Source organism: Lysobacter sp. A289 (genome assembly GCF_054072675.1).
Genome location: NZ_JBSVRN010000001.1, coordinates 527118 through 547506, shown reverse-complemented (window position 1 = coordinate 547506; position 20389 = coordinate 527118). Strand labels below are relative to the sequence as shown.

The 20389-nt window shown below is 65.2% G+C and carries 17 protein-coding genes; 12 read left to right on the top strand and 5 right to left on the bottom strand.

What is annotated here, in order from left to right:
• The first annotated feature begins 12 nt into the window (after nt 1-12).
• The 6 genes from ACW5DN_RS02590 to efpL all read left to right on the top strand — a co-directional run bounded on the left by ACW5DN_RS02590 (nt 13) and on the right by efpL (nt 7754).
• Complete coding sequence (locus tag ACW5DN_RS02590; RefSeq protein ID WP_456961197.1) at nt 13-795, top strand: enoyl-CoA hydratase-related protein; 783 nt, start codon at nt 13-15, stop codon at nt 793-795.
• A 53-nt stretch (nt 796-848) separates the two neighbouring features.
• Entirely contained in the window at nt 849-2867 is a 2019-nt protein-coding gene (locus tag ACW5DN_RS02585) for an acetyl/propionyl/methylcrotonyl-CoA carboxylase subunit alpha (protein WP_456961196.1), read from the top strand.
• Nucleotides 2864-3754 carry a hydroxymethylglutaryl-CoA lyase gene (locus ACW5DN_RS02580; protein ID WP_456961195.1) on the top strand — a complete coding sequence of 297 codons (891 nt, stop codon included), beginning with the start codon at nt 2864-2866 and terminating at the stop codon, nt 3752-3754. Before ACW5DN_RS02585 ends, ACW5DN_RS02580 begins: the two co-directional genes overlap by 4 nt.
• 1 nt (nt 3755) lies before the next feature.
• A complete protein-coding gene (locus ACW5DN_RS02575; protein ID WP_456961194.1) occupies nt 3756-6332 on the top strand; it encodes a sensor domain-containing protein in 2577 nt (858 codons plus the stop codon).
• Nucleotides 6333-6401: 69 nt separating this feature from the next.
• Nucleotides 6402-7172, top strand: a complete 771-nt coding sequence (locus tag ACW5DN_RS02570) for an SDR family NAD(P)-dependent oxidoreductase (protein ID WP_456961193.1) — start codon at nt 6402-6404, stop codon at nt 7170-7172.
• Nucleotides 7173-7187: 15 nt separating this feature from the next.
• Entirely contained in the window at nt 7188-7754 is a 567-nt protein-coding gene (gene efpL, locus ACW5DN_RS02565) for an elongation factor P-like protein EfpL (protein WP_456961192.1), read from the top strand.
• A gap of 28 nt (nt 7755-7782) precedes the next feature.
• Here the strand turns inward: efpL and ACW5DN_RS02560 are convergent, their stop codons facing one another.
• From ACW5DN_RS02560 to ACW5DN_RS02550, 3 genes are all read right to left on the bottom strand, one after another.
• Nucleotides 7783-9744 carry a DUF7844 domain-containing protein gene (locus ACW5DN_RS02560; protein WP_456961191.1) on the bottom strand — a complete coding sequence of 654 codons (1962 nt, stop codon included), beginning with the start codon at nt 9742-9744 and terminating at the stop codon, nt 7783-7785.
• Between the two features lie 25 nt (nt 9745-9769).
• Nucleotides 9770-10081 carry a DUF2388 domain-containing protein gene (locus ACW5DN_RS02555; protein WP_456961190.1) on the bottom strand — a complete coding sequence of 104 codons (312 nt, stop codon included), beginning with the start codon at nt 10079-10081 and terminating at the stop codon, nt 9770-9772.
• Between the two features lie 132 nt (nt 10082-10213).
• The gene (locus tag ACW5DN_RS02550; protein ID WP_456961189.1) at nt 10214-11602 is read right to left on the bottom strand and encodes an FAD-binding oxidoreductase; all 1389 of its coding nucleotides are present in this window, start codon (nt 11600-11602) and stop codon (nt 10214-10216) included.
• Nucleotides 11603-11727: 125 nt separating this feature from the next.
• On the opposite strand from ACW5DN_RS02550, the gene serA reads away from it, so the two are divergent.
• Nucleotides 11728-12966 (top strand): phosphoglycerate dehydrogenase, encoded by a 1239-nt coding sequence (serA, locus tag ACW5DN_RS02545; protein WP_456961188.1) that lies wholly within the window; start codon nt 11728-11730, stop codon nt 12964-12966.
• Nucleotides 12967-13004: 38 nt separating this feature from the next.
• Here the strand turns inward: serA and ACW5DN_RS02540 are convergent, their stop codons facing one another.
• Entirely contained in the window at nt 13005-13583 is a 579-nt protein-coding gene (locus ACW5DN_RS02540; RefSeq protein WP_456961187.1) for an NUDIX hydrolase, read from the bottom strand.
• Nucleotides 13584-13820: 237 nt separating this feature from the next.
• Between ACW5DN_RS02540 and nhaC the strand changes: the two genes are divergently transcribed.
• Genes nhaC through mtnC form a run of 5 tightly spaced genes read left to right on the top strand, consistent with a single transcriptional unit; the run spans nt 13821 to nt 18626 of the window.
• Complete coding sequence (nhaC, locus tag ACW5DN_RS02535) at nt 13821-15308, top strand: Na+/H+ antiporter NhaC (protein ID WP_456961186.1); 1488 nt, start codon at nt 13821-13823, stop codon at nt 15306-15308.
• 27 nt (nt 15309-15335) lie between these two features.
• On the top strand, nt 15336-16688 hold the full coding sequence (locus tag ACW5DN_RS02530) for a sodium-dependent transporter (protein WP_456961185.1): 1353 nt from the start codon (nt 15336-15338) through the stop codon (nt 16686-16688).
• Nucleotides 16689-16732: 44 nt separating this feature from the next.
• Complete coding sequence (locus tag ACW5DN_RS02525) at nt 16733-17368, top strand: methylthioribulose 1-phosphate dehydratase (protein ID WP_456961184.1); 636 nt, start codon at nt 16733-16735, stop codon at nt 17366-17368.
• Nucleotides 17365-17922: a 1,2-dihydroxy-3-keto-5-methylthiopentene dioxygenase gene (locus ACW5DN_RS02520; RefSeq protein ID WP_456961183.1), complete on the top strand. Its 558-nt coding sequence runs from the start codon at nt 17365-17367 to the stop codon at nt 17920-17922. The genes ACW5DN_RS02525 and ACW5DN_RS02520 overlap by 4 nt, the downstream gene beginning before the upstream one ends.
• Nucleotides 17923-17930: 8 nt before the next feature.
• Nucleotides 17931-18626, top strand: a complete 696-nt coding sequence (mtnC, locus tag ACW5DN_RS02515; protein WP_456961182.1) for an acireductone synthase — start codon at nt 17931-17933, stop codon at nt 18624-18626.
• Between the two features lie 36 nt (nt 18627-18662).
• Here the strand turns inward: mtnC and ACW5DN_RS02510 are convergent, their stop codons facing one another.
• Complete coding sequence (locus tag ACW5DN_RS02510) at nt 18663-20321, bottom strand: calcineurin-like phosphoesterase C-terminal domain-containing protein (RefSeq protein ID WP_456962937.1); 1659 nt, start codon at nt 20319-20321, stop codon at nt 18663-18665.
• Nucleotides 20322-20389 lie beyond the last annotated feature (68 nt).

Here is a 20389-nt window from a genome sequence, read left to right as displayed (position 1 = left end):
CGCCGAGTACCGATGACCAACCCGCTGCTGAACCTGCGCGAGGGCCCTGTCGCCCGTCTGCGCATGAACCGTCCCGAGATCCACAACGCATTCGACGCCATGCTGATCTCGGCGCTGACCGGCGCACTGGAGAGCCTGGCCGGTGACGACAGCATCCGGGTCGTGGTACTGGAAGGCGAAGGCGCGTCGTTCTCGGCCGGGGCCGACCTCAACTGGATGCGCGGCATGGCCGCCGCCAGCGAGGCAGAGAACCGCAACGACTCGCTCGCACTGGCCCGGCTGATGCGTACCCTCGACGAGATACCGAAGCCGACCATCGCCAAGGTCCACGGCGCGGCGTTTGGCGGCGGTGTCGGGCTCGTCGCTTGCTGCGACATCGCCATCGGCGTGCCGGAGGCGAAGTTCGGGCTGACCGAGAGCAAGCTGGGCCTGCTGCCGGCGGTGATTTCGCCGTATGTGATCGACGCGATCGGCGCGCGCCAGGCGCGGCGCTGGTTTGCCACCGCCGAGATTTTCGACGGCCGGCAAGCCTGCGCGATGGGCTTGCTGCACGAAGTGGTCAACGCCACCGCCCTGGACACCGCGGTGCAACGGCAGATCGACTTGCTGTTGAAGGCCGGTCCGGTGGCCTCGGCGCAAGCCAAGGCCCTGGTACGCCAGGTCGCGTCCCATCGTGATGGCGCGCGCCACGACGCCGACAACGCCAGCCTGATCGCCGGGCTGCGGGTATCGGCGGAGGGCCAGGAGGGGCTGTCGGCATTCCTCGACAAGCGCAAGCCGGGCTGGTGCCAATGACCGCCCGTGCGTCCGTCACCCTTCCCAGCAACCCCCTTGTCGCGAGCCCCCGTATGTTCACCAAGATCCTGATTGCCAACCGCGGCGAGATCGCCTGCCGGGTCATCCGCACCTGCCGCGAGCTGGGCATCCGTACCGTCGCGGTGTATTCCACTGCGGACGCCGATGCCCAGCACGTGCGCCAGGCCGACGAGGCGTATTGCATCGGCGGGCCGACGCCTGCGGAGAGCTATCTGCGTGGCGAGGCGATCATCGAAGTCGCAACGCAGACCGGCGCACAGGCGATCCACCCGGGGTACGGCTTCCTGTCGGAAAACGCCGATTTCGCCGAGGCCGTCGAAGGCGCCGGCATGGCGTTCATCGGGCCCAAGGCCGCCTCGATGCGCAAGATGGGCAGCAAGGCCGGCGCCAAGGACCTGATGCAGGCCGCCGGGGTGCCGGTGGTGCCGGGCTATACCGGTGAGGACCAGACGCCTGCCCACCTGCAGGCCGAAGCGAACCGGATCGGTTACCCGCTGATGATCAAGGCCGCACACGGCGGCGGCGGCAAGGGCATGCGGATCGTGCGCGAGTCGGCGGAGTTCCTGTCCAATCTGGAATCCTGCCAGCGCGAGGCGAAGAACGCATTCGGCCGTGACCGGGTGCTGCTGGAGCGCTATGTCCAGCAACCGCGTCATATCGAGTTCCAGGTATTTGGCGACGACTTCGGCAATGCAATCCACCTCGGCGAGCGCGAATGCTCGGCCCAGCGGCGCTACCAGAAAGTGCTGGAGGAAGCGCCCTCGCCGTTCCTGACCCCGGCGCTGCGCGAACAGATGGGCGAGGCCGCGGTCATGGCGGCGCGGGCCATCGACTATGTCAATGCGGGCACGGTGGAGTTCATCGTCGGCCAGGATGCCGATGGCAAGCCGGCAGGCTTTTACTTCATGGAGATCAACACCCGCCTGCAGGTCGAGCATCCGGTGACCGAGTTGGTAACCGGGCTGGACCTGGTCGCGTGGCAATTGCAGGTCGCCGCCGGTGAACCGCTGTCGCTGACGCAAGACCAGATCGAACGCCACGGCCATGCGGTCGAAGTACGCCTGTACGCGGAAGACCCGGAGGCCGGTTTCCTGCCCGGCTCCGGCAAACTGGAGCGTCTGCGGCTACCGGCACCCGGCCCGCATGTCCGGATCGATTCGGGCGTGATCGAAGGCGATACGGTGACGATTTTCTACGACCCGATGATCGCCAAGCTGATCGTCCATGACGTCGACCGTCCGCGCGCGCTGGCGCGGATGCGCGATGCGCTGGCGCAGTGCGAGATCAGCGGCCCCAAATCCAATATCCCGTTTCTCGAGCGCCTCGTGCGGCACCCGACGGTCGTCGCCGGCACCATCGACACCGGGTACCTGGATCGCCACCTCGAGCAATTCATACCAGCCAACGACGAGATCGATACCGACTTGCTGCTGGCCGCCACGGTAACCAGCCTGCTGGGACAGGAACGAAACGCCCGCATGCTGGCCGAAAACTCCGGCGACCCGGGTTCACCGTGGGCAATCGCCGATGGCTGGCGCCTGGGTCACGGCAGCCTGCGCAGCCTCGCCTTCGAGTACCGGGAACAACGCATCGAGGTTCGCGCCAGCGGCAGCGATGGCGACTATCGTGTCGATATTGGCGGCGACACCCACCAGGTCACTGGCGCGCGACTGGCAGGCGGGTCACTGAGCCTGCGCATCGCCGAGCGCGCGCGACGCTTCCAGGTTCTCGACCAGGATCGTCATGTCATCGTTCACGACGGCGACCAGCGGCTTCGCCTGCAGCCATTGGCGATGTATTGTCATCAGGAAAGCGGCTCAGGCACCGGCGCGGACAACGTCGTTGCACCGATGCCGGGGCGCGTCGTGGTAGTGAAGATCGCGGCTGGCGAGGTCGTCCAGGCCGACCAGGAGGTGATGGTGATCGAGGCGATGAAGATGGAGCTCAGCCTGAAGGCACCGCGCGACGGTACCGTTGCCGAGGTTCGCGCGCAGGCCGGCGAGTTTGTCGACGCCGATGCGATCCTCGTCACCCTGGATCCGGTGGAATGAAGTCCGCGGTCCGCATCGTTGAGGTCGGCCCGCGCGACGGCCTGCAGAACGAGAAGGCGATCGTCGCCACCGCCGACAAGATCGAGCTGATCGACCGGTTGTCAGCGACCGGCCTGCAAAGCATCGAGGCCACCAGTTTCGTCAGCCCCAAATGGGTACCGCAACTGGCCGACGCGGCCGAGGTTTTTGCCGGAATCGTCCGCAAACCGGGCGTGGATTATCCGGTACTGGTGCCCAACGAGAAAGGCTACGAGCGTGCACTCGCCGCCGGCGTGCGTGAAGTGGCGGTGTTCACTGCGGCCTCGGAAGCGTTCAACCAGAAAAACATCAACGCCTCGATCGCCGAATCGCTGATCCGTTTCGATCCAATCCTGCAGCGGGCCAGGGCCGATGGCATCAAGGTGCGCGGTTACGTGTCCACGGTGCTGGGCTGCCCCTACCAGGGCGACGTGCCATTGGCCGATGTTGTCCGGGTTGCACGTGAGTTACATGTTATGGGCTGTCATGAAATCTCCTTGGGGGACACCATTGGCGTAGGCACGCCGGGCAAGGCGCGTGCGATGCTCAAGGCGGTCGCCGGGGAGGTTCCGATGGACGCACTGGCCGTGCATTTCCACGACACCTACGGCCAGGCGCTGTCCAACATCCTGGCGTGCCTGGAAGAAGGTGTCGCGGTGGTCGACTCGGCGGTTTCCGGCGTGGGTGGCTGTCCTTACGCAAGGGGTGCCAGCGGCAACGTCGCCAGCGAGGACGTGGTCTACATGCTGCACGGCCTGGGCATCCATACCGGCATCAATCTCGAGCTGCTGGCCGAAACCGGGCGCTGGTTGTCCACCCTCCTGGGACGGGAGACCGGCAGTAAAGTCGGCAAGGCAATGGCGGTGTAGATTGAAGCGCAAGCCACCCGCACGAAGTCCATCCGCACCGCTCGACCCGGTGGATGCATCGGCGGTGTTGGCGGCGTTGGACCAGGCCGGCCAGGACACCAGCCTGCCCCCCGCGCTGGCGACCGTTCTGCAGCAGGCCCGGGCCGCACTGCAGCAGTCACTGGGCAACGAAGCGTCCACGCAGCAGCGCTACCGGGCGTTGTTTGACGCCGTGCCAGACCCGATCAGCATCATTGCCTGGGACGGCACCGTACTGGACCTCAACAAAGCCGGGGTCGCCGCTTACCAACGCCCCCGTGACGAGATTGTCGGCCAGCCAATCGAACTGTTGAACCCCGACCTGCCGCCCGGCCACATGGGCCCGGTGCACGACGCGCTCTCGCGCGGGCGTAGCTATGTGATTGAAGTCACCAACCGGCGCGCCGACGGCAGCCGGTTCCCGGTCGAAGTCCATTCGGCCAACTTCGAATACGACGGCCAGCGCTGCCTGGTTGCGGTCGCGCGCGATCTCAGTGCCCGCGTCGACGCCGAAGTCCGCTTCCGTGAACTGACCGAGATGGTCGACAAGGGCATCGTGGTGCGCAATGCCGATGGGAACATCAGCTATGCCAACGCGGCCGCGATCCGGTTGATGGATGCCGAACAGAGCACGAGCATCGACGAGGTGCTCAAGGACGGTCGCTGGCTGATGGTGGATGAGGGTGGCAAGGCCTTGCCCGACTATGCCCTGCCATCGTCCCGCGCCTTGGCCAGCGGCAAGCCGGTTGGCCCCGAAGTGATCGGCTTCTTCAACCAGCGGCGACACGAGCTGATCTGGCTGTCGGTGATCGCGGTGCCACAATTTGTCGCCGGTGCGGACAAGCCACACCAGGCGTTGTCCGTACTCCACGACGTCACTGCGCTCAAACGCGACAGTACGCTGTTCGAGCGCGCACAGGCACTGGCCCACATCGGTGGCTGGCAGTGGGACACCGGACGCAACCACCTGTACCTGACCAACGAGGCACAACGCATCATCGGACGCGATCCGGCTCCAGACACGATGGAAGGCTTGCTGGATTGCCTGGTCGAATCCGACCACCGACGCTTGCGCCAGGCGCTCGACCAGACCATGGAAAGCCGGCGAGGCCTGCAACTTGAACTGCAAGGCAGGCGTGGCGATGGGCATCAGTTCTGGATTCGCGTGATCGGGGAGGCTCAGGTCGCCTCGCCCTTGAGTGCCACCCTGACCGGTACCGTGCAGGACATCACCGAGGACAAACAGGATGAGGAAACCCTGCGCGTGGAAGCACGCACGGACCCGCTGACCGGCCTGTTGAACCGCGATGCACTGCGCATCGAGATTGAAGCGCGCCTGGGTGATTCATGCCAATCGGCGTTGGCCCTTTTGTACATCGACCTGGACCGGTTCAAGGTCGTGAACGATGTGCTCGGCCACGCGGCGGGTGACCGGCTGCTCTCGTCTGCCGCGCGGCGCATCCAGCGTGCGGTCGGCACCGAGGGACTGATCGCACGCTTTGGCGGCGACGAGTTCCTGGTGCTGTGCTCGCTTGAGGACGACCCTGTCCGTCCGGCACGATTGGCCGACCGCATCCTGGAGATATTTGCCGATGCGTTCCGCATGGACGGCGAGGAGTTTGCGATCACCGCCAGCATCGGCATCGCCCAATCGCCGCAGGATGGCGACCACGCCCAGCAACTGATCAAGAATGCGGACGTGGCGATGTATGCCAGCAAGCGCCGCGGCCGCAACAGCTGGCAGGTATTCAGTCCCGAGCTGGCCGCCGAGCAACAACACCGCCAGCAACTGGAAACCCAGCTACGCCATGCCATCGACAACGACGAGTTCCGCCTCGTCTACCAACCCCAGGTTGAGCTGGCCAGCGGCCGGCTGGTCGCGGTCGAAGCGTTGATTCGCTGGAACAACGAATTGCTGGGGGAGATCCAGCCGGACCATTTCATCAGCCACGCCGAAACCACCGGCGACATCATCGGAATCGGCAGCTGGGTCATTCGCCAGGCGTGCTGGCAACTGAGCCAATGGCGCAGCCGCGGGCTGGAGATCAATCGCGTCGCGGTCAACGTGTCCTATCGCCAGTTCCTGGGCAAGGACCTGGCAATGGCGGTGGCGGCCGTGTTGCTGGAATTCGACCTGCCGGGCAGCGCACTGGAGCTGGAATTCACCGAACGGGTTTTGATCGAGGATGAGCCCGACACCCAGCGCGCCTTCGCGGCCTTGCGCGAGATGGGGGTGACGCTGACGATCGATGATTTCGGCGAAGGCTACAGCGCCCTCAACTACCTGCGCCGGCTGCCGATCCATGGCCTCAAGCTGAGCCAGGTGTTCGTCCAGGGCATCCCCGGGAACGCCTCCGACGTTGCCGTGTGCGAGGCGGTCATCGGCATTGCCCGCAGCCTCGGGCTGGAGCTGGTGGCCGAAGGCGTGGAGACACCGGAGCAACGCGATTTCCTGATCAAGCTCGGGGTCGGCGTCGGGCAAGGGTTCCTGTTTGCTGAAGGCTTGTCCCCCGAGGCGCTGGAAGAGTTGTACGCATCGGCGGCGGTGCCAGCGAAATAACTCGCGGCAGCCATTCGCCGCCCCCGCGCCGCTGGCCTAGAATTACGGCTTTCTTATTCGGGGTTTCCCATGCAGCTCTCCACTACCCTCGCCATCATTACCGGCGGCGTCTCCGGCTTGGGCCTGGCCGTCGCGCAGCACCTGGTCAAGCATGGCGGCAAGGTCGCCCTGTTCGACGTCAACGAGGACAAAGGCGCGGCGGCGGTGGCTGGGCTGGGCGAAGCCAACGCACGGTTCTTCAGCACCGACGTGTCCGACGAAGCCGCGGTGGTGGCCAGTGTCGCGGCGGCCCGGGAGTTCCTTGGCGGCCTCAACGTCACGGTCAACTGCGCCGGCATCCTGGGTGCCGGCCGCGTGCTGGGCAAGGAAGGGCCGATGCCGCTGTCGCGCTTCCAGGCCACGGTGATGGTCAACCTGGTCGGCAGCTTCAACGTCGCCAAGGCCGCCGCCGACCTGATGCAGCACAACGAAGCCGGCACCGATGGCGAGCGCGGCGTGATCATCAACACGGCGTCTGTGGCCGCCTACGAGGGCCAGATCGGCCAGGCCGCCTACTCCGCATCCAAGGGTGGCGTGGTTGGCATGACCCTGCCGATGGCGCGCGAGCTGGCCCGCTTCGGCATCCGGGTGATGACCATCGCCCCGGGCGTGTTCTGGACCCCGATGGTCGACGGCATGCCCGAGTCGGTACAGCAATCGCTGGCAGCGACCATCCCGTTCCCCTCCCGGCTGGGCAAGCCGGAGGAATATGCCGACCTGGTCGCCTACATCCTCGGCAACACCTACCTCAACGGCGAGACCATCCGTCTCGATGGCGCAACGCGCCTGGCACCCAGGTAACTACGGAAGAACCCAATGAAAGCCGCAGACGTCAAGAAAGGAAACGTGGTCGAGTACAACAACACCATCTACCAGGTGCGCGACATCGAGCGCAGCTCGCCGCAAGGCCGGGGCGGCAACGTCAAGTTCCGTTTCACCATGTACTCGGTGCCGGGCGGCAACAAGTTTGATCTCAGCCTGGGTGGTGACGACGACCTCAAGGAAGTCGATTTGACCCGCCGCCAGGCGACCTATTCCTACAGGGATGGCGATGCATTCGTGTTCCTCGACGACGAGGATTACAGCCCCTACATGCTGGACGCGGCGGTGGTCGGCGACGCATCTGGCTATATCGTCGATGGGCTTGCCGGTTGCCACGTGCAGATCATCGACGACTTGCCGGTCGGGCTGCAATTGCCGGCCAGCGTTGCGATCGAGGTCATCGAGACACCGCCCGAACTCAAGGGCGGCACGGCGACCAAGCGACCCAAGCCCGCCAAACTGTCAACCGGTCTTGAGATCATGGTTCCCGAGTACATCGCCAGCGGCGAGCGGGTGCTGGTGAGCACGACCAGTGGCGAGTTCGCCGGTCGCGCAGATTGACTATCTGAGCAGTGCCCGGCCAGTACGGTTACGGCAGTTCCAGCCCCGCATCGCGCTGGTTCAACATCCGCAACCGTCGGCCGAGCGCATCCACGTTGTCCCGTGTGCGCTCCAGGTTGGCGCGCATGTCGGGATCCAGCAGCGCTTTGACTTCATCACGCAGTTGCAGGTTGAGCTCGTCAAGACGTGCCTTCCGGCGCCCACTCTCCAGCGCCAGGCGTTGGATCTCCGCGGGCTGCGGCAAGCCATAGCCATCGCTCGCGGCCAGCAACCCGGCCGGGCGGCTGAGGAACCCGCTGTGCTGCAGAATCTGGCGAAGCCTTGCACCGGCATCGGCAGGCTCTCCACCTGGCGCCGCCTGGCCCGCAGGCAAGGGTTCCTCCGCAGCGTTCGGCTGCCTGTTCGGTCCGTCGTCGCGTCCGGCCATCATCGCGCCCAGGTAGCGCCGTTTTAGATCTTCCTGGGCCAGCAATACCTGCCGACGCAATGCCGCTTGTTCCAGCAACAGCAACGCGGCACTGGCACGCATCCCGGCCTGATCGAACCAGGCGTGCCGCTCGCCGGGCGGCAATCCCAGCCAGTCTTCGACCTTGCTTTGCGGCAGCCCCAGCTCTTGCCGCGCAACCACGAACATCACCTGGAAACGCTCGCGAAACGAGTCGAAGCGGTAACCCAGCCGGCGCGCCTCGTGCGGGTCGTCCAGTACCGAGGTATCGGCCAGGTCGCGCCGATCCAGCTTTTTCAGCAGACCGGTCGGCGTGATCGCCGCCAACCCCGCCTGCGCCAGCTGCGGGACGCCGTCATGCAGCAGCTTGAATGTCTCCACCGCACAGTTGTTGCTGACGAAGTAATAACGGCCGTCGTAACTCCAATGCAGTTTCGCGGCGCGCTGCAGCAGGCCCTCGACCTGGCTGCGATCCAGCGCCAGCGGAATCGATTGCAGCGCGCGCAACTGGTCTTTGGTGTACTCCTCCACCACCTGCTCCAGCGGCAGCACGAACAGCCGGGATGGATACGAGCCGGTCAGTCCACGCCAACTGGACAGTTGCACGTCATTGACGAAGGCGCGGAACGAGAGCACCAGGTGATGCTGCAGGTCCAGCCGGCAGTCCGGCCCAAGCGGCCGCCCGGGCGCACAGACCACCAGCCGCAACATGCTGTGGCCCCAACGGCTCATGAACTGCTGGTTGCCCTCGGCCAGCAGGTATTCGACCGCGTAGACGCGTTCCGGGTCGAGCACGTTCAGAACCTGCGGACTACCGGAGGCGTCATCACCTGCCGCGTTACCCGCGTTCAGATAGACAAACCCCTGCGGGCACTCCGGGTGCGGCGGCGCCCAGCCAAAATGATCCCGGAAGAACCGGTGCAACCCCGGCCGCCGACAGGCATAGAACGGGTCGAGCAGGAAGTACTCCAGGTTGACCGCGACGAACTCGCGTGGGCTGGTGAGTTCGTACGGATCCGGGCTGCGATCGACGAACCGGTTCTCCGACTGTCGCGCACCGAACCACCGGGCCTTGACCTGCCAACCTGCCAGGTCCAGCAAGCGAGGGTCATCGGACAGCCCGTGGACGCGGTCATGGAAGTGGGCAAGTTCGTGCAATACCGTGGCGATCAGTTCATCGCGCTGGCTGCGGTCGGTGCGAGTGGCATCGCGGCGGCTCGCGCGCCCCGCAGCCGTACCGTCGGTCAATCCATCCAGCAGCCGGCGGTTGAGTAGCAGTTCGCGATGTTCCGCCCGGCCCCAGGCGTCATGAGGCAGCACCTCGCTCCAGCGAACCACGACCTGTTGGTCCATCGAGTCCGTGAAGCCTGGCGGCAACCGCGCGAGGGCCTGGTCCAGCAGTTCCTGACTGGCATCGACCTGCGCCGGCCCCAGCTCGCTGGTTTCCAGTTGCAGGCGTAGCGCGGCGTGCGCGGGTGCCCATCCCGATAGCAACAACAGTGCGGCGCAGCAAAAACGCGACCGTGCCGCGCGCCAATCCTTCATGTATCGGAACCCGCGACCACCGGGTTCACAACGCGAGGATGGCCAGTGCCAGTTCAAGATCGCTGGCGTCACGCGCCTGCTGCAACTGCCCGCGCAACCGCACGAACGCCGCTTCCAGGTGCACGCCACGGATATCGCCATCGGTCGCCACGAAGCTTGCGGCATCATCACGCGCAGCGATGACGATCTTGTCGTCACCGGCCGAGCTACTGGTCGCGGACGTGCCACCAATGGCGCCGCTTATCGCTTCGGAGAGCGTGTAGAAGCTGGATGCCGAAGCGATCGAAGAGGCGCTGGCAAGCAGCAGGACACAAAACAGACGAGTGTGAATGGTCATCGATTGGGTTCCATTGGGGGTGAGCAAGAGAATGGCGGTTGCAGATTACCCGTCTGGGGCACGATCGGTCGTGTCGACCGGCAACGCAGGTGTTGTAAACGTTCAGCTAGTCCTTGTACATCGCTTGGGCGGTCAAGGATCGAACAACTTGCCCGGATTCATGAGACCTGCCGGATCCAGGACGCGCTTTATGCCACGCATCACTTCGATTTCCGCCGTCGACCGGGTGCTGTCCAGCCAGGGCTTCTTGACCAGGCCAATGCCATGCTCGGCAGAAATGCTGCCGCCGTGGCGCTGCAGGCACGCCGCCAGCAGGTCGGTCACCCGCGTGCACTGGGCCACGAAATCATCGGTCGCCATGCCATCAGGCGCCAGTATGTTGATATGCAGGTTGCCATCGCCGATATGGCCGAACCAGACCACCTCGAAATCCGGGTATTCGCGCGCCAGCAGTGCCTGGATTTCGGTCAGGAACGGCTGCATCGCGGAGAGCCTCACCGAGACGTCGTTCTTGTATGGCCGGTGGCGCGCCAGGCTCTCGGTAATGCCTTCGCGCAGTCGCCACAACCGGGCGGCCTGGGCATCACTCTGGCTGATCGCGCCATCGCTGACCCACCCGGCGTCCAGGCAGTACTCGAATGCTCCCAGCGCGGCAGCCTGTCGGGCTTCGTCACCGACGGCGAATTCGGCCAACACGTAATACGGGTACGACTCATCAAACGGGGCTTGCGCTCCAGCTTCAACGACATGCTGCATTGCCACGTCGGTGAAAAACTCGAACGCTTCCAATGGCAGCCGCTCGCGGAAGGCCGTAAACACCTGCATCAATTTCCCGAACGATGGCAGCGCCAGCAACATGACGCTTGACGGCGGCGGCAGGTCGGTCAACCGCAAGGTCGCCTCGACCACGATGCCCAAGGTGCCCTCGGAGCCGACAAACAGGTGGCGCAGGTCGTAGCCACTGGAATTCTTTACCAGGCCGCGGTTGAGCTCCAGCAACTCGCCACGACCGGTTACCACCTTCAGCCCGGCGACCCACTCGCGTGTGTTGCCATGGCGGACCACCCGGATACCGCCGGCGTTGGTGGCGATGTTGCCGCCGATGGAACACGAACCACGTGCGGCGAAATCGACCGGATAGAGCAGGCCCTGCTCGCGTGCCGCCTCGTGCACTGCTTCCAGCGCGATGCCCGGCTGCACGGTCAAGGTGCGGTCGATGGGGTCGAACTCCAGCACCTTGTTCATCCGTTCGAGGCTGACTACCAGCTCGCCATTGGCCGCGACTGCGCCACCCGACAGACCGGTGCGTCCGCCCGACGGCACGATTCCCACGCTGTGCTGATTGGCCCAACGCACGACCGCTTGCACCTGCTCGATGCTCGTGGGCAAGACGATTGCCAGCGGCGACGGCGTCCACCGCCGGGTCCAGTCGCGACCGTAGTACTCCAGGTCGTGCGGATCGGTCTTGACCTGCAAACCGGAAATGCCGGCCAGCAAGCTGTTCAGGCGTGGGTGGTTCATCAATGGTCGCGGCAGCCGATGGGACTTCAGCCTGCCAGCAGCACCAGCCGCACGTCCAGTGGTGCGACGCAGCAAGACGCCCGGATTTCTGCGATATTCGGTTCTCTGCCCAACGATCCCGGCCCGTGACCCAGACGACCTCGTATCCGAAGAACGACATCCGCGTATTGCTGCTGGAAGGCGTCAGCCAGAATGCCGTGGAGAAGTTCCGGGCGGCCGGCTACAAGCAGATACAAGTCCATGACAAGGCGCTGCCCGACGACGAGCTCAAGTGCCAGATCGCCCAGGCCCACATCATCGGCATCCGCTCGCGCACCCAGTTGACGGCCGAGGTACTGGGCCAGGCGCGGCGACTGATGGCAATCGGCTGCTTCTGCATCGGCACCAGCCAGGTCGACCTGGAGGCGGCCGAAAAGCTCGGCATCCCGGTGTTCAACGCGCCCTACTCCAACACCCGCAGCGTGGCCGAACTGGTCATTGCCGAAGCAATCATGCTGATGCGCGGGATCGCGCAGAAGAGCACGGCCTGCCATCGCGGCGGTTGGTCGAAGTCGGCCGCCGGTAGCCACGAGATCCGCGGCAAGACCATCGGCATCGTCGGCTATGGCCACATTGGCACCCAGGTCGGCGTGATCGCCGAGGCACTGGGAATGCAGGTGCTGTTCCACGATATCGAACCCAAGTTGACGCTGGGCAACGCACGCGAAGCCGCCAGCCTGGAGGATTTGCTGGCGCGCAGCGAGGTGGTGACGCTGCATGTGCCGGAGACTCCGGCCACCCGTGATCTCATCGGTGCGCAGCAGATCGCCCGGATGCGTCCGGGCGCCCACCTGATCAACGCTTCCCGGGGCAAGGTGGTCGATATCGATGCGCTTGCCGATGCCCTGAAATCCGGCCACATCGGCGGCGCGGCGGTGGACGTATTCCCGGTGGAGCCGAGCAGCAACAACGATATTTTCAGCTCGCCCCTGGTCGGCATCGACAACGCGATCCTCACCCCGCACATCGGCGGCAGCACGCTGGAGGCGCAGGACAATATCGGGTTGGAGGTCGCCTCCAAGCTGATCCGCTACAGCGACAACGGGTCAACCTTGTCGGCGGTCAACTTCCCCGAGGTCACCCTGCCCGAGCACACCGGAAGCCTGCGTTTGCTGCACATCCATCGCAACGTGCCGGGCGTGATGTCGCAGGTCAACGAGATCTTCTCCCGGCGTGGCGTCAACATCGACGGCCAGTTCCTGCGCACCGACGCGGACGTGGGTTACGTGGTGATCGACATCAGCGCCAGCGAAGCGCAGGCGGCAGAACTGAAGACGCTGCTGTCGGCGATTACCGGCACCCTGCGCACGCGCGTGCTGTACTGAACTGATCGTTCCAGTGCCGCGGCCCTAGCCGCGGGCGCTCACCGGCGCTGCAGCCACTTGCAGGCCATGCGCCTCATCGACGGATCAGTCGATGCTTCGCCGGCAATGCCGGCGATATCGCGCCATTGCAGGTCGAGCGACTCGGCGCTGATGACGTAGTCCTCATCCACGCCGGCATGGACGATGTATCGCGCGTCGTAATGCCAATGCCCGGGCACGCCCTGGCGCTCTCCGATCCAATGACGGTCCAGGTCGAACAACGCGGGTTCGACCCGCAGACCGGTCAGGCCAGACTCCTCTTCGGCCTCGCGCAGCGCGACCTGCGACAGGTCACGATCGCCATCGGCGTGGCCTCCCAGCTGCAGCCAGCGACCCAGCTTGCGATGGTGGGTCAGCAGCACCCGCGTGCCGGTGCGGTCCACCAGCCAGCTCGAACCGGTGAAGTGACCCGCCAGCCGGTCGCGCACGAAGGGATCGTCCGCGTCGTCCAGCAGTTGCTGGAACCGCCCGACCAGCTCGGCTTCGTCGGGGCAACGTTGGCGGTAATGGTCCAGTTCAAGCCGAAGCGCGTCGATGGCCGGGTCGGCAGATGGATGTATTTGGGGGCTTGCGTGCATACGCTGGGGTACGTCGTGAGGGTGGTTGCAAGGGGATGTTATCGGCTGCGTTGAGCGCCGCAACCCCCCGCTTGCCGCACGTTTCTCCGCTGGGGTAAGGTGGCCGGTCACTATTCGCCGGGCCTTCCACGTCGCGGCCATTGCGCTCCAGAGCGAGCACCATTGCGGGGATCCGATGTCCAACCCAGCGTTCCACCCTCCGCGCGCCGCGCGCCCGTTATTTCAAGGCACGGCGCAATGACCGAACGCCCGGTCCGTCCGCCGTCGCTGCTGCAGGCGCTTCTGCCCCTGGTTGTGCTGGCCGTCATGCTTGGTGTCGGCGTTTACCTGTTTGCCGACGATGCCTCCTACGGCGCCAACCAGGTGTCGCTGATGCTGGCCACGGCGGTGGCCGCGATCATCGGCATCCGCAACGGTCTGCGCTGGGAAGACATCCAGCGCGGCATGGTCCACGGGATATCGTTGGCGATCGGTCCGATTTTCATCCTGCTGGCGGTCGGCGCCCTGATCGGTACCTGGATCCTCAGCGGCACCGTGCCACTACTGATCGTGTACGGGCTGGAACTGCTGCACCCCTCTTTTTTCTACCCGGCCGCCTGCCTGATCTGCGCCGTCGTCGGTCTGGTCATCGGCAGCTCGTGGACGGTCGCCGGCACTCTGGGCGTCGCCCTGATCGGCGTCGCGCAAGGGTTGGACATGTCTCCGGCAATCACAGCCGGCGCGGTGATCTCGGGCGGCTATTTCGGCGACAAGATCTCGCCGTTGTCGGACACCACCAACATCGCCCCCGCAGCCGCCGGCAGCGAGTTGTTCCCGCACATCCGCCACATGCTGTGGACCACGGTGCCCAGCATCCTCATCGCCCTGGCGCTGTTCACCGTGATCGGCTTGAACGATGCACGCGAGATCACCACCGGACAGGTCTTCGGCAATCTATCGGAGGTGCTCGCGGAGCAGTTCAACCTCGGTCCCCACCTGCTCATTCCTATGGTGGTGGTCTTTGCCCTGGCGATCCGCGGCTTCCCCGCCTACCCCGCGATCCTGGTCGGCGCCTTGCTGGGCGCGGTGTTCGCGGTGGTGTTCCAGCCCGAGTTGGCGCTCAAGCTCGCCAGCAACGACGCGCTCTCGCGCCCGATGGCCCTGCTGGCGGGAGCGTGGACGGCACTGTTCAGTGGCTATCAGGCCGACACCGGGATGACGGCGGTCGATGAGCTGCTCACCCGCGGCGGCATGATCAGCATGCTCAACACCATCTGGCTGGTCATCTGCGCGATGGGGTTTGGAGCGGTGATGGAACACGCCGGCCTGCTGGAGCGGATGATCCGCAGCGTGCTGAAAGCCGCGAAGTCGGCGGGGTCACTGATCGTCGCAACCCTGGGCACCGCTATCGGCGCCAACATCGTCGCCGCCGACCAATACATGACCATCGTCTTGACCGGACGGCTGTTCGCACCGGAATACGCCCGCCGCGGCCTGGCGCCGGTCAACCTGTCGCGGGCGCTTGAAGACGGCGGCACGATCACCTCGCCGCTGGTCCCGTGGAATACCTGCGGCGCCTACATGGCCGCGACCCTGGGTGTGGCGACGCTGGATTACCTGCCCTACGCCTTCTTCAATCTCGTCGGACCGCTGGTGGCCGCGGTTTCCGCCTACGCCGGTTACAAGATCCTCTACCTCCCAAAGGGAGCCAAGTCTGTGGCCCCCGCTCCATCACCGGCCCGGTAAGCGCCGAACCGCAAGGGACTCGTTTCAATGGAAAAGACTTCGATCCACGGCATGTGGTCCTCGCGTACCGCCTTCATCCTGGCCGCGACCGGCTCGGCCGTGGGGCTGGGAAACATCTGGCGGTTCCCGTACCTGGCCTCGGACAACGGCGGCGGTGCCTTCGTTCTGGTGTACCTGCTGTGCATCGCGCTGGTGGGCCTGCCCATCCTGATCGCCGAGATCCTGATGGGTCGGCACGGCCGTCGCAGCCCGATCACCACGCTGGTCGCATTGACCCGCGAAACCGGCGTGAACCGTGGCTGGATCAGCATCGGCTGGATCGGCATCATCGCCGGCATCCTGATCCTCAGCTTCTACAGCGTGGTGGGAGGCTGGACGCTCCACTACACCTGGCTCTATCTGGTGCAGCTGTTTGGCGGCGCGCGCATCACCGACCCGGCGGCGACCTTCCAGGCGCTGCTGTCGAGCCCGTGGGAACTCGCTGCCTGGCACGCCGTGTTCATGGGTCTGACCGTCGTCATCGTCGGTCTCGGGGTGGAAAAGGGTCTGGAGCGGGCGGTACGTTTCCTGATGCCAGCCCTGCTCCTCACCCTGCTGCTGCTGGTCGGCTACGGTGCGACCACCGGCCATCTCGGCAAGGCGGCGGCGTTCCTGTTCCAGCCCGACTGGTCCAAGGTCAATGCCGGCGTGGCGATGGCGGCAATGGGCCAGGCGTTCTTCTCGCTCAGCCTGGGCATGTGCACGATGATGACCTACGGCGCTTACCTGCCCAAGGACATCTCCATTCCCAAGACCGCCGGTATCGTCGCGGTCGCCGATTCCGGCGTCGCTCTGCTGGCCGGACTTGCGATCTTCCCGATCGTCATCGGCTTCGGCATCAATCCCCAGGGTGGCGGCCCGGGCCTGATCTTCACTTCGCTGCCGCTCGCTTTCGATGTCATGACCATGGGCGTCGTCTACGGCCTGTTGTTTTTCGGCCTGCTGTTCGTGGCGGCGTGGACCTCGTCGATCTCGCTGCTGGAGCCGGCGACTGCGTACCTGGTCGAGCGCCGCGGCATTGCCCGCAGGCGCGGTTCACTGCTGGTCGCCGGACTGTGTTGGGTGATCGGTCTGGCGACGGTGTTTTCGTTCAACATCTGGTCGCATGTCCGCATGCTGGACCGGGACCTGATGGGCCTGATCGAACTGCTCGCCAACGACATCATGCTGCCGCTGGGCGGCCTGCTGATCGCACTGTTTGCGGGCTGGGCGCTGAAGGAAGCGGTACTGCGCGAACAGCTCGCCGGGATGTCTCCGTGGCTCTTCACCGCCTGGCGCTGGGCTGTCAGGATCCTCGCTCCGGTACTGGTGCTGGCAGTGTTGCTGAACGCGGTGCTCTGACCGGATCGGGACTGGCGGCCGCTGGGTTCCGATAAACTGGCGGCATGACTCACCTTCCCTACGACCCACAACAGCTGAAGCAATGCGCCGGCGAGATCATCGTCAACGTGCGCGAGCTGGCAGCCGCCGGCTGGACCCCCGCGACCAGCAGCAATTTCTCGCGCCGGCTGGACGCCCGGCACGTCGCAATTACCGCCTCGGGTGGCGACAAGGGCCGGCTGACCGAGGCTCAAATCATGGTCGTCGACCTGGAGGGCCGGCCGGTCGCCACCGACCAGCGCCCGTCGGCCGAGACCCTGCTTCACATCCGGCTTTACCAGCGCTCCGCGCAGATCGGTTGCGTCCTGCACACCCATTCGCAGAACCAGACCGTCGCCTCTCGACTGTATGCCGGCAGCGGCCACGTGCGTCTGGAAGGCTACGAGATGCTCAAGGCGTTCAAGGGCAACACCACCCACGACACCATGCTGGACTTGCCGGTGCTGCCCAACAGCCAGGACATGCACACCCTCGCCGCCCAGGTCGATGCGCTGCTCGACAGCCGTGAGATGTGGGGCTATCTGATCGATGGCCACGGCCTGTATGCCTGGGGGGCCGACATGGCCGAGGCGCGACGCCATCTGGAGGCGTTCGATTTCCTGCTGGGGTGCGAACTGGAGCTGAGGAAACTGCAACGATGAGCCGACTGCGGATATTCGACCACAACCAACCGGCCACGGCGTTGCTGGCCACCAGCGACCAGGCCGCGATCACCCGTGAGTTGGCGACCATTGGCGTCGCCTTCGAGCAGTGGGAAGCCAGCCATCCGGTCAAGCCCGGCGACCCGCCGGAAAAGATCATGCTGGCCTATCGCACCGACATCGACCGGCTGGTCGCGCAACACGGCTTCAAGAGCGTGGACGTGGCCAGCGTGGGTGCGGACAACCCCAAGCGCGAGGAGATCCGGAAAACCTTCCTGGATGAGCATTTCCACAAGGAGGACGAGGTCCGTTTCTTCGTCGCCGGCTCGGGACTGTTCACCCTGCACGTGGGCGAGAAGGTCTATGAGGTCTTGTGCGAACGGGGTGACTTGATCTCGGTGCCCGATGGCACCACCCACTGGTTCGACATGGGCGCAGAGCCGGACTTCATCGCGATCCGTTTCTTCAAGCAGCCCGACGGCTGGGTCGGCCATTTCACCGGCACCGACATCGCCCAGCGCTTCCCGCGCCACGAACCCGGTGAGGCCCGATGAGCACGCCGATGAAAGCCATCCTCACCGACATCGAAGGTACTGCCAGCAGCATCTCGTTCGTCCGCGACGTTCTTTTCCCGTATGCGCGGCGGGTACTGCCCGGCTTCGTCAAGGCGCGAGGCCATGAACCCGCGGTGCGCAGATGGCTGGACATGGTCGCCACCGAGATGGGCGGCATGTGCCAGGACGCAATGATCGCCGAGGTGTTGCAGGGCTGGATCGACGAGGATCGCAAGCACACCGCGTTGAAGGCGCTGCAGGGAATGATCTGGGCCAATGGTTACCAGTCGGCCGACTTCACCGCCCACATCTACCCCGATGCCGCCGATGCGCTACGTCAATGGCACGCCGAGGGCATGCCGCTGTATGTGTACTCGTCCGGTAGCGTGCCGGCGCAACGGTTGTTCTTCGGCCACAGCGATGCCGGAGACCTGACCGGTCTGTTCTCGGGCTGGTTCGACACCGAGGTCGGTGGCAAACGCGAGGCCGACAGCTACCGCGAAATCGCCAGCTCGATCGGCCTGCCCGCGTCGGAGATCCTGTTCCTGTCCGACGTGGTCGCCGAGCTGGATGCCGCGCGTGATGCCGGCATGGACACCGTGCTGATCGACCGCATCGAGGACTACCCGCAGCCGCGCACGGCCGCACAGGCCAACGGCCACCGCCGCATGGAATCGTTCAGCGCCGTCTTGCCGACGCTTTAGGCGCGCCGACCAAACGACTGCCCCCCACGACGCCGGTTACTCGGTAGCGTCCTGCAGCTGGTAGCGGGTTTCAGCCCGCTGCTCGCCTTGCCACGGGTCGAACACGCGGACTTCGATCCGGTGCTCGCCCAGCGGCAGGTCGGTCGGCAATGCACCACGCCACAGGTGCCGGCTGGGCTCGGCTTCCGGCGAGCGGTCGAAGCCGCGCAGGGCACTTGCCTCGTCGTCGCGGACGTTCTCGGCCAGCAGGCCCGGATCGGCCTGTCCGACGCGCCGCATCGACTTCCATTCGCCCTCATCGACCCGGTATTCGACCCGGCTATCGTCCATGCCCATGAACACGTTCGCGTAAACCCCCCAAGCCGGGTACGCGCCGCGACGCAGCACTTTCGGCGCGTGAAGGGACATTGCGGCCGTGCGTGCCGGATCATCGGATGCCAATCGCGCCGGATGCCAACTCAGCGCGTACTCGCCGCCCTGCCCGACCTTCAACCTTGCGTAGCCGTTGGGCGTGCCATCGGCCATGGTCGCATCGGGAATGCCGGCCGCGTCCTTCGCCCCGGACCAGAACGCGCCGCAGGCGGCACCCAGGTTGTACTCGTGCAGTGGCTGCTGGCCATGCCAGCCGTCGGCGGCAACGTGATCGACATGCCGTTGCGCATGTCCGTGACCGCTGAGCAGCAACACGTTCGGAAAATCCTTCAGCAATGCGAACAAACGTTCACGATCGCGGGAACGGAACGTCTCCGCACCTGGCACCGATGAAGCATTGAAGAACGGGATATGCGCGCCGATCACCAGCAGGCCATCCTTCGCCACCGTCGGCAGGTAAGCCCGGAGGAAGGCGAACTGGTCCTCGCGCAGGCCGCCGATATAGGACGGCTTCTGTCCCGGTTGATAGATCACGTCGTCCAGCAGGACGAACGCGGCCCCGTGCTCTTCCCACGCCAGTGTGTCAGGGCCGAAAGTCTGGCGAAAGCTGAGCAGTGAGTCCTCATCGTGACTCGCATCAAAATCCAGGTCGTGATTGCCCGCCGCATGCAGCCACGGCACCCCGAGCGACGCGGTGTGGGTGTTGATCGACGGATACAGCGAGAGATCGTCATTGACGATATCGCCCAAGCTCAGGCCCAGTTGCGCCGGGGGTCGGGCCAGCGTGTCGCCATGGAGCGTGCCGCCGCGGATCGAGGCGATGATGTCGCGGGCGTAATAGTCGACATCGGCCAGCGACTTGACCTGCGGATCGGCCAGCACCACGACCTCCAGATCGCCGGCCGGCGCCTTCACCGGTTGCAGGGCCACGTCCATCCGCCTGCTGGACTGCTTGGGAACACCCGCGTACTTCAGCGCCGGCGACCCATCCGGAAAGTAGTGTTGCCAGAACGCGGGCAACCCATCATCCCGCTTGGCGAACGCATACCCGGAGGGCTTGATCGCAAATACGGTGTCGCCTGGTCTGGCCGGAATCGAGTAGCTGCCATCGACGGCGCTCAGGACAATGTCGCGCCCGTTGGACAACTTGACACCCGCGACACCGGCTTCACCCGGATCACGTATGCCGTTGCCATTGCCGTCGAGGAAAGTCTCACCGGAAACATCGGTAGCCGGTGTCGGTGCGGCATGGCTGGGTATCGCCGCAATGACGATGGCAGCGGCAACACAAACCACCGGCAACCATCGCCTCCATGACGACATCGATGACGATTGAACGGGCAGCAAGTGCGATTCAGGCATGACGCGGTTTCCGAGGCGTGGTTCGTGAA

What these genes read in the sequence shown, in the direction of transcription:
- ACW5DN_RS02560 (WP_456961191.1), bottom strand. Translation starts at nt 9,744, where the DNA reads ATGAAGGATTGGCGCGCGGCACGGTCGCGTTTTTGCTGCGCCGCACTG.
- ACW5DN_RS02580 (WP_456961195.1), top strand. Translation starts at nt 2,864, where the DNA reads ATGAAGTCCGCGGTCCGCATCGTTGAGGTCGGCCCGCGCGACGGCCTG.
- ACW5DN_RS02550 (WP_456961189.1), bottom strand. Translation starts at nt 11,602, where the DNA reads ATGAACCACCCACGCCTGAACAGCTTGCTGGCCGGCATTTCCGGTTTG.
- ACW5DN_RS02525 (WP_456961184.1), top strand. Translation starts at nt 16,733, where the DNA reads ATGACTCACCTTCCCTACGACCCACAACAGCTGAAGCAATGCGCCGGC.
- ACW5DN_RS02555 (WP_456961190.1), bottom strand. Translation starts at nt 10,081, where the DNA reads ATGACCATTCACACTCGTCTGTTTTGTGTCCTGCTGCTTGCCAGCGCC.
- ACW5DN_RS02585 (WP_456961196.1), top strand. Translation starts at nt 849, where the DNA reads ATGTTCACCAAGATCCTGATTGCCAACCGCGGCGAGATCGCCTGCCGG.
- ACW5DN_RS02510 (WP_456962937.1), bottom strand. Translation starts at nt 20,321, where the DNA reads ATGTCGTCATGGAGGCGATGGTTGCCGGTGGTTTGTGTTGCCGCTGCC.
- ACW5DN_RS02520 (WP_456961183.1), top strand. Translation starts at nt 17,365, where the DNA reads ATGAGCCGACTGCGGATATTCGACCACAACCAACCGGCCACGGCGTTG.
- ACW5DN_RS02540 (WP_456961187.1), bottom strand. Translation starts at nt 13,583, where the DNA reads ATGCACGCAAGCCCCCAAATACATCCATCTGCCGACCCGGCCATCGAC.
- mtnC (WP_456961182.1), top strand. Translation starts at nt 17,931, where the DNA reads ATGAAAGCCATCCTCACCGACATCGAAGGTACTGCCAGCAGCATCTCG.
- nhaC (WP_456961186.1), top strand. Translation starts at nt 13,821, where the DNA reads ATGACCGAACGCCCGGTCCGTCCGCCGTCGCTGCTGCAGGCGCTTCTG.
- efpL (WP_456961192.1), top strand. Translation starts at nt 7,188, where the DNA reads ATGAAAGCCGCAGACGTCAAGAAAGGAAACGTGGTCGAGTACAACAAC.
- ACW5DN_RS02570 (WP_456961193.1), top strand. Translation starts at nt 6,402, where the DNA reads ATGCAGCTCTCCACTACCCTCGCCATCATTACCGGCGGCGTCTCCGGC.
- ACW5DN_RS02530 (WP_456961185.1), top strand. Translation starts at nt 15,336, where the DNA reads ATGGAAAAGACTTCGATCCACGGCATGTGGTCCTCGCGTACCGCCTTC.
- ACW5DN_RS02590 (WP_456961197.1), top strand. Translation starts at nt 13, where the DNA reads ATGACCAACCCGCTGCTGAACCTGCGCGAGGGCCCTGTCGCCCGTCTG.